Raw genomic sequence first — 13,156 nt, forward strand, 5'->3', positions numbered from 1 at the left:
CGCGCCTGTCCGGGCTTCTTTTAGGTCTGGCCCGCCTGCAAGTTGGTGGCAGCGTCCTAGCCGCGCTGCTATGTTCCCGTCTGGTGGACTAGTTGGAAGTTCCGATCATGGACGCGGAAGAAATGCAGGCAATAGGCGACACCCTCATGCGGATCGTCACGCCAGACATGACACCGAAGCAATTGGTCAAGGCGGCTCGGAAAGAGCACCCAAAAGCCTCGAAGAAGGATATCGCCAGGGCGGCATTTTTCTCGATTATTGCCCATGCGGATGAGGACCACGGCAAGGCAAAGAACCTACAAGCGTTCGCCATTGCCGAGCGTGTGAACGGCAGCTAGATATCCCTATGCTGGTTGATCCCAGCACTCTGCGTGACCTCCTCGCCCGCTGCCGAAAGGTGGCGGGCTTTTTCGTGGTTGTGAGGGAAACTTTTCCAAGGACCGACGTTGAAACAACAAGCTGCTGCATTGGCAGCCCAAAAAAAGCGGAGGAATTTTCTATGAACACCAAGATGCTCACGATGGGCGCGATGGCACTTGCGATAATGACGGGTGGCGCACTTGCCGGCACCAGCACCGGAACGTCCGCGCTCGACGACCCGGCAAAGATGTCGCCGTTCTTCACCGATGCCGGCATGAAGACCATGAAGTCCGAGGCGGAATTCAAGGCCGCCTGGATGGCCATGAAGGAAGATGAACGCGCCGGGATTATGAAGGCATGCGGCGACGAGGCCATCGCCAAAGAGCACGACAATTTCTGCAAGATGACCAAGCAACTCGGCGGCGCCAACTAGCTGCGGCCAATTTGTGAAGCGTGCTGAGAGGCGCTTGGCCTGCTACGAAAGGTGACGGGCTTTTTCATTTAGCGGGAACGCTGCGACACTTGGCAAGTTGCACGAAGCTACGTCCTGCCCTGGGTAGCGCTGCTTGGCCGGCCCGCGTCCTTGTGTTGGGGGCGCGGGCCAACTCTTGGTGTAAGAGTGCGTAGCCATGGCCAGTTCCGCCACAGGCCAGAATTCCAAGCGCGCCGCGGTCCGCAAGGCGCTCGATCGATACAAGGTCTACATCACCGCGCAGAGCTTTTCGGGGTGGCGCCTACCGCGCGCGTGAACTGGTCAATGGGCCTATTGGGTCGATGAATTGCGGCTTAGCCAGTTGCCACAGGGCGTATTACCCGCCGAGCTTGAATGACGCTCGCAACCGATGACTGCCTCCAGCCTCATGATCCGGCTTGTCGGCGCTCCGAACTTCGATCCAAACAGCGTGTTTCTGCGGCAGCTGGAGCCTCATTCCAATACTCGGGCTGCTCAACCAACGCCTCCAAAACTTGGTTGGCTCGCGTTCTCGCAAGCGCGCGGGCAGAAACCCGCTAAGTGGTCTTGGACTTAAGTCTGATCGGCAAAACGCAATGGTCTTAACCAAGCCGTGGCGTGGAACAGCCTACCTCTGCGGTTGTTGTATCTCCGGGAAAGTTCGGAGAAATCAGATGGATAGAAGTGTTCGTCAGCGCGTGGGAATGACAGAACGGCGGATTGCAATCAAGGAAGGGTATGCAAACAACGAGAGCCCGAAAGTTATAGCCTCACGGCTTAACTGCAGCGTGGCTTCTGTTAAGGCTACGGCCAGCCAGTTGGGCATCACCCGCACCCCGAAAGCCGCGGCAGACTTTCGGCGTGGCTTCGCAGTCCCCGCAGAGATGCTGGCGCTCTACAAGAAACTGATGGCCAACAATTTCAGCGCGAAGGAAAGTGGAAAGCTGCTGGGGTTGGTCACAGGGTGAAATCAGCGAACCGTGATCCGTGGCAAGGCCGGCGCAAGAACCTATGGTCGCCCGCAACCAACCCCTCCACCGCTCGTTGCCCCTATGCTGGTTGATCCCACTCCAGAACCTGCCCGCCCGTTCCCATTTCGGGCGGGCCTTTTCCTGACCGTGGGAACATTGTCGCGCCGACGACGTTCAGATGGATCACTGTCCCCCAGTGATTGCCACAGACTGGCCCGCTGCCGAAAGGCGGCGGGCTTTTTTCTTTTCCGGAACCATTTTAGCACGTGCTTATTGAATCGCGGTTTTGCGAGTCAGTGCATGCGTTTGAAGTTCATCCCGCCGAGCCAACCCTGGTGGAAAAGCCACCCGAGGGCGACGGATGGATTCATGAGGTCAAGTTCGACGGCTACCGGTCGCAGTTGATCATCGACGACGACGGCACGCGGATATTCACCCGCCGCGGTCTCGACTGGACATCCGAATATCGCGACCTTGCCAAAGCCGCGGGCGAGCTCGATGTCGAGGATGCCATCATCGACGGCGAGGTGATCGTCACCAATGAGGCCGGTTCGCCGCACTGCGCAAGGCAATCACCCGCCGGCAGCACGACCTTTACTTCGTCGCCTTCGATCTATTGCACCTTAACGGCCACGACCTCCACGACATGCCGCTAGAGGACCGCCGCGAGATCCCGGCCGAGATGATCCCGGAAGGTGGCCGCATCCAATTCAGCCAGGCGCTGCCGGGTGACGCCAAAGCGATCTTCCGTCTGGTCGACCAAGCAGGGCTCGAGGGCATGGTTTCGAAGCGCAGGGATAGCAGATACCGCTCTGGACCATCAACGAACTGGCTCAAAGCCAAGTGCTATTCCATCGATGAATACGAACTTCTCGGCGTCGAGCGCGAGGCAGGCAAACCAGCCTTTGCCCTTATGGCTGAGCGGGGCACCGGCCGCTATGTCGGCTCGGCTTTCATTAATTCCAGCCGAGCGATCCGCGAGCGGCTATGGAAGCGCGTCCAGGAACACGCCGGACCGCCGCCCAAGGGCATGACGCGGCCGGCAACGCAATGGGTGAAGCCGGGGCTGATCGGACGTGTGAAGCACCTGCGGGGCGAGGATGACCTACGCCATGCCTCGCTACAGGATTCGGGAGGAAGGAACCTAATACCACTCGCCAGCTTATGGCGAGATGAGCACACGCGGCGTCAACTTCCTGCACAAATGGATTTCCAACAACGTCATGGAGACGGTCGGCGCCGACATCATCTCAGTCGCGGAATTGACCCAGAAGCTCTTTTCAGACGCCAGGGCGCTCGGCATCAGCAGCACCGAGATCGAGGAGGAGACCGTTAGCGTCTACAACACGATCTTGGATGCAATCGTGCATTATGAGCCTGGCTTGCCCGAATAGCCCTTGCCAGCGAGATCGAGGCGAGGAATATAATCCTCCGTTGCGGCGACCCTTCAAACGGAGATCGCCAAATGGCCAGATCGAAACCATCCAAGCAGTTATCGCAGGCTGAAATCGAGCGCTTTCTTGTGGCAGCGGAAGCGCTGCACAGGAGCATCGTTAAGCCGTTCATATCGCCGCATTGCGACCACTACCGCTCTACGCGTGTCCTGCATGAAGCGCTGTTGAAGACCGTGCGGGACGTGACCGGGAAGGAAGTCGAGTTCATCCAGTGGAACACCACAGGACCGGTGCGGCCTCCTACGGTTGGGTAGCGCAGAACTGGGACTTCAGTCTTAGTCCAGCCAATAGGCTTAATTGCGCGATTGCTAATATGCTCATAGTTTAGGCAGCGCGGGGGACGTCCAAACCAAACCCGCAGTGGCCGGTGTGGTCCGCCACTCCAAAGAGCCCAACCGCACCGGCCATTTACTCTTAGAGACGCGGCCGGGCGGCGCTGCCCCTACATTATTGTGATCGAGACATACGACAACAGGTAGATGATCGCGATGGTCGCAGTAGCGAATACGACCCATAAGCCTAAGTTGCTCATGCCCCCCTCACTTCCCGCTTCGCGCTGTTGGGCAAATTGTTGGGGTGGAGAACGCTGGCCCAGGCGGAAAAGTTCCACAAGCACAAGCTAATATAACCGAGATGCAGAGGCCTATGGTGTGATCGCGGAACCATCCGGGCTTAGGCGCTCGCGAGGCGCGGCGTGGGCTTGATCTAGCGGCCCGCCTTTAACAGCCTGGCCTCTCGCATGAGTGACGACCAATTGCTTTCGCCCAATAGGCTAATGAGGTCACGTGCCTGTTCTGCCGTGATCCCTGTTTCCCTGATTAAGCGCTGAATGACCGGGCCGTCCCTTGATTGTGGTTTATCTGGGTCGTCGGCCATACGGACACGCTCTCCTTGCAACGGCCAACGCCGCAAATAGGGGATACGTTCCGGCATCAAAACTAAGGCGGCCCGGCATTTCTCCACGGCTTGATGGCCAGCAGAATTGTCGGGCCTGACCGGGGCGGGGGGTTGGGGGACCGCGCCGGCTAGCGAACTATAGGCGATTTCATGCATCCTTGAAATCTAGCGATGCGGCGCGGACCCTACTTCCATTGCAGGTGCCGCATACGCCCAATCTCCAAGTTGATCAAACGACACATGATTCTTAGCCTACCAAAATGTTGGGGGCAAAACTTGGGGGCCTCGCCGCTTCGCGAAAAGGAGCAGCGAGGCTTTTTTTGCGTTCGCTGATACGAGAAGCCCGCTTTCTGACCAGAGACAACTAAACGCGCGGTCTGCCTTTAGGTCCTGGCGAACTTTCCGCCGGGTTTGCAGCCAATTTGGCGGATCGCCGGTCTTTCAGCCAAAGGGACTTCTTTTTTATTGCCACTAGCTCAGCTCGAACGCCGTCATCAGTGGTAGCTTGGCCACGCTTCGCCGCAATCACATAGTCGGCTCTATTCGTTCGATAGTCTTCTTTTTGCACCGCCATCGTTGCTCCTCCCGCCGCGGCCTCCCCTCCATGGCCTGACGAGTTGCACTAACTGCCTGCGCACGGCGAGAGTCTAGCAATTGGGGATTGTATTAAAATGATACAGGTCGCAGACGGGAGCGGGAACCGCGACTGGAAGCCGACGTTCGAGAAGCGCTAGCGAAACAGCCATATAGGCGCCCATGCCCGGCCCTCAGGAGGCAAGCGGCCATGCCGATCATGTCACGCTGCAGGATTTCGCGACGACGGAACCTAAGCCGGTCAGCGAGCTTGTGGCGAGATGAGCAAGCGCGGGATCGACTTCCTCGAAAAATGGATGGCAGAGCACCTGCCGAACGCCTTGACCGACGATCCGGCCGCCATCAGCGACCTTGCCGACCAGGCGATGAAAGCCGCAGACAAGGAAGGCATCCGGACCGATGAAATCAGCGAGGAGGTCGGACCCGTGTTCGGAGTCATCGCCGATGCCATGCTGCACCGCGAAGGCGGCTTGGCGGGCTGACGAGGAGCGGATGACCGACAAGCCCGTGACAACCTACGTGGTGAGCGTTTTCGAGAAGCCGCATTGGCGGACCGTGTTGACCACCAAGGACAAGCAAAAGGCTTTCGATCTCGCCAAGCAGATCGGCGACAAGGTGCGGGTCGAGACGATCACGCCGAAGGTAAGCGTTAGGGCTACCCGGCTACATCGCTTCAGACGGCGCAAAGAAGCAGTTTTCGTCTTCCTCCGTCGGATGCAAGCAGATGTGAAAGTTTTCATCGCCAGACGGAATTACCTCGTCATAGGGCACGAAATATCGGTTCTGGTGGGTCACCCTGTGGTGGTCGCCCGGGCTCAAGATTATGACGTAGCCGTCAGGTCGTGGTGTCACGGTTGTGCTGGGGATCTTACCGCATTCGCCCGTCACCGGATCGCCGTGACAGCAGGCCGGTGGATAGGTCCAACTGCCATCATGCGCACTGTGTCCGAACGCAGAACCATCCTCCAGCGCCGCAGCCGTGGCTATCACGCCTGCTAACCCCACCATGTGTCGTGTTCCGACCGCAAGCACTCGAATGGTCCCCGAGAGGCGCGACCGATGTCGTCACAGTCGATCATATAACATTCGCAGGCGCTAATATAGAAATACGTCTGATCGTCGATTCTTCGGTTGCCTACGCGCGCCCGTTCGTCTCGTTTTCCTCGTCGATCATCCGGACCGGCAGACAGGCGTTCGTTCCAGCCACTCCCGCAGCACGGTTTGAATGAGGTCCGACCGGCCGATCTTCACTTCGGCGGCTATGGAATTGAGCGAGTCTTCGGTCGCCGGCTCCAGCGGCACACCAGCGACGTTGCGGAGCATCAGGCAGCGCGTCGCAGGATGATCTGTAAATCCGACCGCGACATGGCCGCGATGCGGTCCGCCGCGCTCTCAAGCTCTTCGGCGATCGATAGGCGGGTCAATTGGCCTTCCGCTTTGCACGCGCCATCTTGGCTGGCGCGTCAGGCGCAGCCTTACGGTCGTTGTTACGGGCGTTGGTGTGGCGGCCCAGCTGCCGACGGAAGACGGCAGCTCAATTGATTTGATCACCCTGAGCACCAGCGTTTCCTCAATTATTGCTATGTCGCACCATCGGCTGAGCAAGGAACCAAGCACAATATGCTCGTCAAGGCGGAATGCAGGTGTGGAAATGACCATCGCGATCCGGAAGACGTTGATCCTACGGACCGAGCCTCTTTAGCCGCCGCTCATCATCGGCGGCCTCGGCCAACAACCAGCCGCGGAATGTCGCGATTTTGGGGAGCATTGACGTCGCCTTGGGGCAGACGATCCAGTAGGTCTTGGACAATCGCAGAGCCGTGGGGAATGGTCTTACGAGGCGCCCGTTGATGAGGTCCCAAGCCGCGAGCGTGGTGCGGGCGAGTGCGACCCCCTGGCCGTCAACAGCGGCATCTATGACCATGCTGGCACGGTTCAAGACCGGTCCGTGGGAGAGTTCGGCACCGACCACGCCAGCGGCCTCGAACCATTCCGACCAGTCTTTTCGGTCATCAAGATGTAGCAATGGAAACGTCAGCACGTCGGACGGCTCGCGCATCCGCTGGTGAAGTTTGGGACTGCAGACCGCGAATAGCTGCTCGGAGCACAGGCGGACAACATCGTGCCCTGGCCAATTGCCGTCACCATGTCGCACGGCCAGATCGACGTCCTCTCTTGCGAAGTCGACGTGATGCATGGTTGCGGAAATCCTGAGATCGATGTCGGGGTGCGTCTCAGCAAACCTGCCAAGGCGATTTACCAACCACTTGGCGGCAAAGTCGGGCGACGTGCTGACCGTCAGCGCTCCGGCCCGAGATAGATGCTGGATGCGTTGCGTGCCGAGAGCTATGCGGTCGAAGGCATCACGCACCACCTCCAGATAGGAGAGACCGGCCCGTGTGATGCTCAGCTTTTGACGTTCGCGATCGAACAGCCTGATGCCCAATTCGAGCTCGAGCGCCTTCACCTGATGGCTCACCGCGCCTTGCGTCACGGAAAGTTCGTCCGCCGCCCTGGTGAAGCTCTCGTGGCGCGCCGCCGCCTCGAAGGCTTTGAGCGCATTGAGTGATGGCAATCGGCGGGCCAATTTCGCACCATGTCATGAGAAAAATTGGGCCAAGCACGAGAAACCATGCTTTGCACCCGTGGGCAGATTGGAGCTTTTCAGCGCCAGACGTCAACACGGATGCTGGAAGGATGAGAACATGTTGAACCCCCTGCTGACTGGAACGCCCAGGCGGTCATCGCCACAAACGAAGGCCCATGGCGTTATGGAAAATTTAGAGCGGTCGATGGCATCGGTTGTGCGCTGGATCGAATGCCATCGCCAAAGGGAACAGTTAGCCGAACTCGAAGACCATCAGCTGGCAGACTTGGGGCTGAGCCCTGCGCAAGTTCGGGAGGAATGTGCAAAGTGGCCATGGCAGGCGTGACGGCCCTAGGTTCGCAACCGTATCCAGGCGGGCGCATGATCGCTGGCGCCGTCGACGCCGCGCACCTCTCGATCGACATCGGCTTCTGAGAGCCGGTCCTTGAGGTTCGGGCTAAGCAGGAGATGGTCAAGGCGAAGGCCAGCATCGCGGGGCCAGCGGTTCCTCATGTAATCCCAGAAAGTGTAGATGCGTTCGTTGGGGTGCATCCTTCTCATGGCGTCAATCCAGCTTCGGCCGACGAGGCGTTTGAAGGCGGCACGGCTTTCGGGCTGGATCAGCGCATCGTTCTCCCATGATTTTGTCGGGTAGATATCGAGGTCAGTCGGCGCGACATTGTAGTCGCCAGCAAGCACGATCGGAGCACCCGATTTCCGCAGGACCGTCGCGTGCTGATGAAGTCGACCGAGCCAGGCAAGCTTGTAGTCGAATTTCGGCCCCGGTTGCGGATTGCCGTTTGGAGCGTAGATCGAGGCAACAATGATACCATTGACGGCAGCCTCGATGTAGCGCGCTTGCCCGTCTTCATGATCGCCCGGGAGTTGTTTCCTGGTGAGCACGGGCTTCTTTCCGCGGGCAAGAATGGCAACACCGTTCCACGTTTTCTGCCCCTTCCACACGGCGCCGTAGCCGGCGCGCTCGAGCTTGTCGGCCGGGAAAGCCCAGTCCTCGGCCTTGAGCTCCTGCAGGCAGACTACGTCAGGCTTTGCCTTTCGCATCCATGCAAGCAGGTTTTCCAGCCGCCGGTTGACGTTGTTAATGTTGAACGTTGCGATGAGCATGCCCGACCCCGCCGCGACAATGACGATTACGGCAAATCGTTCCGGACATCACCATGGTGCAGCCTCCCCGAACCTTGCGCGTTGAACGCGCTAATGCAAGTCGGGGAACTCGGCATGGACAACAACTCTTCGAGAATTCTATAACGTCGCTCTTCTCTGCCAACGGCATAATCCCGCGGTCCGATCTGCTCACGAAGCATGCGCGCTCCTGGCGAGTATTGATTGGTCCGGGGAGAGGACACCGCTGCATCGCGATGCCTTCGAAACGGCCGAAAAAGGGCTCGAAGGCGAGCGCTCGGCCGAAGACGAGCGAAACCGTTTTGTCGAAGCCGCCGGAGAGGCCGGAATTCTGGTTGAGCCTTCCAACAATGAGGGCACTCGCAACCTACATTCCGGACAAGGAAGGCTGTTATCTCTGGCAAATTTCTGAGCAGCGTTGATCCCGAACCTAATACATTCTCGATGGGAGTGATCGACCCGAAGACGGCCTTGTTCGAAAATGTCGATCTGCGTGGCAGAGTATGTCCCGGAGACCCTATGGCAAGGGCGTAACCGCATCGGAGTGCAGGTTGGCCTACGTCGGCAACGATCGTTGCATCGGATTCACCTACAGGAAGCGGAAGAGCCAATGCTGGCTCAAAGGGGCAGACAGCGCGCCTCGATGGGAGGGCATGATCAGCGGTCTCAAGAAGATGACGACCTTTGCGCCTGCGTCGATCATCAGCCTCGAATGAATTCAACACGAGCGTCGCCGAACGGGTTGGGGCGCACTGTCGATTTGATGATTGTTCCGATCGAACAGGAGGGAGGTGGCTGCGTGATTGATCCGTGCAGCGAAAGCGAACTGTCGACGATCGTGTCTGGACCTTTCGTGAAAAACTCCTACGTTTGACTACATAGATAAATCATAGATTACTTACAATTCATATGACGAAATCGATTCGTCATTTCAATATACCTTTACGTGCTACCTGTCTACAGGGAGCTATTGCGTTTGTATCAGGCGTATGATCTCTTGAAGTTCCTTCATGGAAATTCTCTCTTTGACAGCTCGTAGCTTAAAATCATCGTGCCACTCCCTTTCCATATTAAAACTCATGTCTGCTATCGTTTCAGATGTCGTTGGTTCGCTAACTCTATCAGGTTCATCGTCCATCTTAGCATGCTCCTATTGGCAACGTCCTATAAATGTGGAGTCGGTAGAATTTGCAATTGACCCGCTTTTGAAAAAAGCTAATGTCCATGTGTGATGCAGCATAGCATTACCTCCAAGACTACGGACTTGAAAGGGCCAGGATTGTCCAGCTTCCTGGGCCCTTGCCATTTTGCAAAGCGCGGAAAAACGACGCGTCGTCAGGGAAGCCCACTGGTGAGCTCGAGCGGCAGCTTGCGGAATTTGTCGCCAGCGCACCCCGGCGCTCTCTGACAAGTTCCCCTACAGCGCTAAGCACATGAGGACTCTGAGACCATGGTGCCCACAGAACAGCGCTCCGCTCGCCTCGCTCTCTTGATCGACGCCGACAACGTCCCGGCAAAGACGATCGGCCGCGTCATCACAGAGATGGAAAAATACGGCCAGTTAGTGGTGAGGCGAGCCTATGGCGATTTCGCCGGACCACAAGGTGTGGTGTGGCAGGAGACGTTGGTCCGGCACGCAATCGTGCCCCGTCATGTGGGGATTCCCGGCAGGGGCAAGAATGGTGCTGACATCGCGCTAGCAATTGATGCGATGGATCTTCTGCATTGCGGCGGCCTCGGCGGATTTTGTATCGTGTCGAGCGACAGCGATTTCGCCAACCTGGCGATCCGCATTCGGGAGCAGCATCTCGAGTGTTACATTTTCGGGGGTGAAAGCTCACCTGAACGGCTCAAGCAGGCGTGCAGCCGCTTCATTTATCTCGAGAACCTGCGGTTCGATCCGTTGCATGGCCCTCATCATCCCAAAATGAAGCCGCTGCGGCCGCTCGGCGATGCCCAGGTCGTCGTGAAAAGCGCTATGGCCAGGCTTGTAGATCATCCCGCAGACTGGGTTCCGATTGACCTTCTAGAACGTGAACTTGAGAGCCGGACCACCGATTTCGATACGCGAACTTACGGACATGTTCGGTTGAGAGATCTGCTTGTTGCACTCAAACGGCCATTTGTCGTCGATGGGCCGCGTGATTCTACTGCGCGCGTCAGAATGAGAGTGGCGAAGTCAGGCCGAAAAATCGCCGCTCCGAACGGGTGATCTAGTGGACCCTATGCCGTGTGCCGGGCTCATACGCGTGCGCCTGAGCCCTCCTCCGGCACACCGCGACCGGCTAATAGTCCTTTGGCAGGCCCGGGCGAGGTTCTGGTCACGATAAGTGACGCATCCCAGGCGAGCTCACTGGAGAGCTCGAGCATCGATATGCTGCGGCTTGTCGCTCAAACACCGCGACGCTTTCTGATAGGCTGCTCTGACTCCGTGCTGAACGCTTGGCAGACAGAAGGTTGCAAGAGCTGACGCCTGCGATTTGCCGATGATGGAAAATGAGGGCGCATGTGATCGAAGGCCTCAGCTTCCACGACGCGCGTCCCAGACCTTCTCGATAAACTGCCATACGGCGACCCGCATCTCGGGCCAGATCGTGTCCTCTCTGGTAACCAGTTGGCCTGCCGTGGCTAGGGTAAAGCTGTTGCTTGCCTCAATCTCGGTGATGGCCTCAGCAATCTTGTCGAGCAGTAGGCGGGCGAATTGTTCGTTCGGTAGCTGGCTCATATGAATACTCTTTCGGGCCCGATGGCGCACCGATTAGGCGGGGCTCGGTTGGACCTCGCATACCAGCTTCGAGCGCAACTAGCTGAGTAACGAGATCCTTGAGCTCGCTTGGCAGCGGATTTCGAACGGTCGGCAAGTAATTGTCTTGCAGCTGGCGACCGATAGCGTTCAACAACGCGTGCATTGACGTGGTGTGAATTGGCGCCGTCATAGCGTTTCTCCTTCTTTTTCGCCTAGGTTCTATTCTCCCATTATCTTTCGTGCTGTGACTAACGATAATCACAGAGCTGAAATTAATCTATTCTACGGAGGTTGGGCCGCATACGATATGCGTAAGGGTCACACATACTTAGGTTTAGGATTGGCTGCGTGCGGAGCCGCGCTCGCCAGTGCTGGTCAATCGGCTGATGGAGATGGAGGCGGGATGGCGGACAGTCAAGGCGTCGTCACGGCGGAACTCGCGCTGCCGGGTTGGCTTTGAGGACAGTCGACCGGTGCTCGGTCTAAGTTCGATCCGGCGAGGTGATTGAGTCGGTCGTTCCTGACCAAAAAGCGGCTCTGTCAGCTATCTTGCCGATCTCAAATTTCTCCGAAATAACGGGCACGAGCCCGCTCATCCGACGGTGCCTCGGGTCCAAGGCCGACTACATCGGGAACACGTGTTGGATCGGCAGCAAAAAGCGCAAAGGCATGCTCACGTCGCTGGTCAGCCGCCTCCCCGCGCTCGAACAGCAGGGTTGTTTCCATCCTTCCAACTGTCGCATCCGACCGTAGAAATCATCATGGTCGCGGCCATACGCCTCCGCCGCCGATCGCCAGTCGAAGTTCTCAAGCAATCGGTCCCTTAGTAGTCGGACGTCGCGCAATGTCCTCGAAAGCCCCCTGCCCCACGCGGGATCGGTGGCAGCGGCCGCGTCGCCGATCAACACAACTCCATCGCGATAGGGCCTGTCGACCCAACGGTGCGATCCATCGAAGCTGGCGAAAGGACCTGCCTGCCGTCCCCGGTCAAACCAGTGCCCCGGCGCGCCTACCGCTTGAAGCTGGCGCACCATTTCGGCCACCGAACGGGGACCGGACAAACGTTTCGGCAGGACGTCCTTGTGGTAGATCAGGTAGATGCGGTTACGCCCGGGCGCTATTCGCATGGCGATGACCATCCGTGCGGCCTGGGGATCATAGAAGAGGTTGATCGTATTCGCCGGTTGCTGAGCATTGCCCACGAGTAGCTCCGAGCAATCGACTTCGCCCTCGAGTATCATGCCGGCCGTAATGAGTTGCTTCGGGTCGTGCCTGACCTCAAAGCCAAGGAGCGAACGCAGCCGTGAATCCCGACCGTGTGCTAGGACGACCAAGCGGGCTGAGACACCTTTAGTATCGCTCCCGATATGAACGCGTGGCATATTTCCAAATGTCACCGCAGAGGCGGCGCTTCCGCGCCTGACCTCGCTTCCCAGGACCTCAGCGTGATTCAAGAGAACCGTTTGCATCTCGGGATGGGGGAATGTCACACAGCAGGTCTTACCTGGTGTTGTGGCGTGCAGATCCCGCACCGCGGGCGGTGAGCCAGTCCTGAACCTGGTATAATAGCCCGCCTCGATGGCGCAGCTTTTGACAAGCAAATCATAGATGCCCAGCCGCTGCGCCTCAAGACTTCCCCATGGCATAAGAACTTCGCCACGGATGCGATCCCTGAACGGATTCTGCTGTTCAACAATGAGTATCCTGGCCCCGCGACCTGCTAGGGCGACGGCCAGCGAAGAACCTGCAAGACCACCACCAACGATGATCAGGTCGTAGTCAGCCCCACCCCGGCCGGACATCGAAGTTTCGCCGTTTTTCCTGTCCGCCATGGCCTACGCCCACGGGAAATATTCTGACTAGGGTCAGGACCCATTAATTTGTTGAGTTGATATCTGTTGGGTGATTCAAGGTGGCAGGAGGTGCTGCCTTGAGTGATTTGCTGATGTTGAC

The 13,156-nt window shown here is 58.1% G+C and carries 16 protein-coding genes and 2 pseudogenes; 12 read left to right on the plus strand and 6 right to left on the minus strand.

The window, feature by feature from the left end; translation table 11 throughout:
* Positions 1-107: 107 nt before the first annotated feature.
* From HNQ71_RS33745 to HNQ71_RS33785, 9 genes and pseudogenes are all read left to right on the plus strand, one after another.
* On the plus strand, positions 108-338 hold the full coding sequence (locus HNQ71_RS33745) for a hypothetical protein (protein WP_184879241.1): 231 nt from the start codon (positions 108-110) through the stop codon (positions 336-338).
* Positions 339-499: 161 nt separating this feature from the next.
* The gene (locus tag HNQ71_RS33750; protein ID WP_184879277.1) at positions 500-793 is read left to right on the plus strand and encodes a hypothetical protein; all 294 of its coding nucleotides are present in this window, start codon (positions 500-502) and stop codon (positions 791-793) included.
* Between the two features lie 692 nt (positions 794-1,485).
* A complete protein-coding gene (locus HNQ71_RS33760; RefSeq protein ID WP_184879244.1) occupies positions 1,486-1,779 on the plus strand; it encodes a hypothetical protein in 294 nt (97 codons plus the stop codon).
* Between the two features lie 338 nt (positions 1,780-2,117).
* Positions 2,118-2,438, plus strand: a complete 321-nt coding sequence (locus HNQ71_RS35360; RefSeq protein ID WP_343068328.1) for an ATP-dependent DNA ligase — start codon at positions 2,118-2,120, stop codon at positions 2,436-2,438.
* Positions 2,399-2,566 (plus strand): annotated as a pseudogene (locus tag HNQ71_RS35620) (ATP-dependent DNA ligase); the annotation flags it as partial. The gene HNQ71_RS35360 and the pseudogene HNQ71_RS35620, both read left to right, overlap by 40 nt.
* 388 nt (positions 2,567-2,954) lie before the next feature.
* Positions 2,955-3,176 carry a DUF768 domain-containing protein gene (locus HNQ71_RS33770; protein ID WP_184879247.1) on the plus strand — a complete coding sequence of 74 codons (222 nt, stop codon included), beginning with the start codon at positions 2,955-2,957 and terminating at the stop codon, positions 3,174-3,176.
* Positions 3,177-3,247: 71 nt separating this feature from the next.
* The gene (locus HNQ71_RS33775) at positions 3,248-3,490 is read left to right on the plus strand and encodes a hypothetical protein (protein ID WP_184879250.1); all 243 of its coding nucleotides are present in this window, start codon (positions 3,248-3,250) and stop codon (positions 3,488-3,490) included.
* A gap of 1,497 nt (positions 3,491-4,987) precedes the next feature.
* A complete protein-coding gene (locus tag HNQ71_RS33780; RefSeq protein WP_184879253.1) occupies positions 4,988-5,209 on the plus strand; it encodes a phosphoheptose isomerase family protein in 222 nt (73 codons plus the stop codon).
* 10 nt (positions 5,210-5,219) lie between these two features.
* On the plus strand, positions 5,220-5,726 hold the full coding sequence (locus tag HNQ71_RS33785) for a hypothetical protein (protein WP_184879286.1): 507 nt from the start codon (positions 5,220-5,222) through the stop codon (positions 5,724-5,726).
* Between the two features lie 171 nt (positions 5,727-5,897).
* Here the strand turns inward: HNQ71_RS33785 and HNQ71_RS35780 are convergent, their stop codons facing one another.
* Both HNQ71_RS35780 and HNQ71_RS33795 read right to left on the minus strand, forming a co-directional pair.
* Positions 5,898-6,050, minus strand: a complete 153-nt coding sequence (locus HNQ71_RS35780) for a hypothetical protein (RefSeq protein WP_343068329.1) — start codon at positions 6,048-6,050, stop codon at positions 5,898-5,900.
* Positions 6,051-6,408: 358 nt separating this feature from the next.
* The gene (locus HNQ71_RS33795) at positions 6,409-7,302 is read right to left on the minus strand and encodes a transcriptional regulator GcvA (RefSeq protein ID WP_246462494.1); all 894 of its coding nucleotides are present in this window, start codon (positions 7,300-7,302) and stop codon (positions 6,409-6,411) included.
* Positions 7,303-7,519: 217 nt separating this feature from the next.
* On the opposite strand from HNQ71_RS33795, the gene HNQ71_RS33800 reads away from it, so the two are divergent.
* The gene (locus tag HNQ71_RS33800) at positions 7,520-7,660 is read left to right on the plus strand and encodes a DUF1127 domain-containing protein (protein ID WP_246462502.1); all 141 of its coding nucleotides are present in this window, start codon (positions 7,520-7,522) and stop codon (positions 7,658-7,660) included.
* Positions 7,661-7,665: 5 nt separating this feature from the next.
* On the opposite strand, the gene xth is transcribed toward HNQ71_RS33800, so the two are convergent.
* Entirely contained in the window at positions 7,666-8,439 is a 774-nt protein-coding gene (xth, locus tag HNQ71_RS33805) for an exodeoxyribonuclease III (protein ID WP_184879259.1), read from the minus strand.
* Positions 8,440-8,623: 184 nt separating this feature from the next.
* Here xth and HNQ71_RS36015 point away from each other — a divergent pair.
* Positions 8,624-8,869: pseudogene (locus tag HNQ71_RS36015) on the plus strand (DUF982 domain-containing protein); the annotation flags it as partial.
* 555 nt (positions 8,870-9,424) lie between these two features.
* Here the strand turns inward: HNQ71_RS36015 and HNQ71_RS33815 are convergent.
* Positions 9,425-9,595, minus strand: coding sequence for a hypothetical protein (locus HNQ71_RS33815; protein WP_184879262.1), 171 nt, complete (start codon positions 9,593-9,595; stop codon positions 9,425-9,427).
* Positions 9,596-9,907: 312 nt separating this feature from the next.
* Here HNQ71_RS33815 and HNQ71_RS33820 point away from each other — a divergent pair, with 312 nt between their 5' ends.
* The gene (locus HNQ71_RS33820; RefSeq protein WP_184879265.1) at positions 9,908-10,669 is read left to right on the plus strand and encodes an NYN domain-containing protein; all 762 of its coding nucleotides are present in this window, start codon (positions 9,908-9,910) and stop codon (positions 10,667-10,669) included.
* Positions 10,670-10,978: 309 nt separating this feature from the next.
* Here the strand turns inward: HNQ71_RS33820 and HNQ71_RS33825 are convergent, their stop codons facing one another.
* Together HNQ71_RS33825 and HNQ71_RS33830 are read right to left on the minus strand one after the other, a co-directional pair.
* The gene (locus tag HNQ71_RS33825; protein ID WP_184879268.1) at positions 10,979-11,182 is read right to left on the minus strand and encodes a hypothetical protein; all 204 of its coding nucleotides are present in this window, start codon (positions 11,180-11,182) and stop codon (positions 10,979-10,981) included.
* Positions 11,183-11,826: 644 nt separating this feature from the next.
* Positions 11,827-13,035: an FAD-dependent oxidoreductase gene (locus tag HNQ71_RS33830; protein WP_184879271.1), complete on the minus strand. Its 1,209-nt coding sequence runs from the start codon at positions 13,033-13,035 to the stop codon at positions 11,827-11,829.
* Positions 13,036-13,156: the final 121 nt, after the last annotated feature.

The sequence above is a fragment of the Mesorhizobium sangaii genome, assembly GCF_014207355.1.
In the GTDB taxonomy this organism is placed as follows: domain Bacteria; phylum Pseudomonadota; class Alphaproteobacteria; order Rhizobiales; family Rhizobiaceae; genus Mesorhizobium; species Mesorhizobium sangaii.

Excerpts from the sequence above, each read along its gene's own strand:
- HNQ71_RS33745 (WP_184879241.1), top strand. The coding sequence starts at position 108 with ATGGACGCGGAAGAAATGCAGGCAATAGGCGACACCCTCATGCGGATC.
- HNQ71_RS33750 (WP_184879277.1), top strand. The coding sequence starts at position 500 with ATGAACACCAAGATGCTCACGATGGGCGCGATGGCACTTGCGATAATG.
- HNQ71_RS33760 (WP_184879244.1), top strand. The coding sequence starts at position 1,486 with ATGGATAGAAGTGTTCGTCAGCGCGTGGGAATGACAGAACGGCGGATT.
- HNQ71_RS33770 (WP_184879247.1), top strand. The coding sequence starts at position 2,955 with ATGAGCACACGCGGCGTCAACTTCCTGCACAAATGGATTTCCAACAAC.
- HNQ71_RS33775 (WP_184879250.1), top strand. The coding sequence starts at position 3,248 with ATGGCCAGATCGAAACCATCCAAGCAGTTATCGCAGGCTGAAATCGAG.
- HNQ71_RS33780 (WP_184879253.1), top strand. The coding sequence starts at position 4,988 with ATGAGCAAGCGCGGGATCGACTTCCTCGAAAAATGGATGGCAGAGCAC.
- HNQ71_RS33785 (WP_184879286.1), top strand. The coding sequence starts at position 5,220 with ATGACCGACAAGCCCGTGACAACCTACGTGGTGAGCGTTTTCGAGAAG.
- HNQ71_RS35780 (WP_343068329.1), bottom strand. The coding sequence starts at position 6,050 with ATGCTCCGCAACGTCGCTGGTGTGCCGCTGGAGCCGGCGACCGAAGAC.
- HNQ71_RS33800 (WP_246462502.1), top strand. The coding sequence starts at position 7,520 with ATGGCATCGGTTGTGCGCTGGATCGAATGCCATCGCCAAAGGGAACAG.
- xth (WP_184879259.1), bottom strand. The coding sequence starts at position 8,439 with ATGCTCATCGCAACGTTCAACATTAACAACGTCAACCGGCGGCTGGAA.
- HNQ71_RS33815 (WP_184879262.1), bottom strand. The coding sequence starts at position 9,595 with ATGGACGATGAACCTGATAGAGTTAGCGAACCAACGACATCTGAAACG.
- HNQ71_RS33820 (WP_184879265.1), top strand. The coding sequence starts at position 9,908 with ATGGTGCCCACAGAACAGCGCTCCGCTCGCCTCGCTCTCTTGATCGAC.
- HNQ71_RS33825 (WP_184879268.1), bottom strand. The coding sequence starts at position 11,182 with ATGAGCCAGCTACCGAACGAACAATTCGCCCGCCTACTGCTCGACAAG.
- HNQ71_RS33830 (WP_184879271.1), bottom strand. The coding sequence starts at position 13,035 with ATGGCGGACAGGAAAAACGGCGAAACTTCGATGTCCGGCCGGGGTGGG.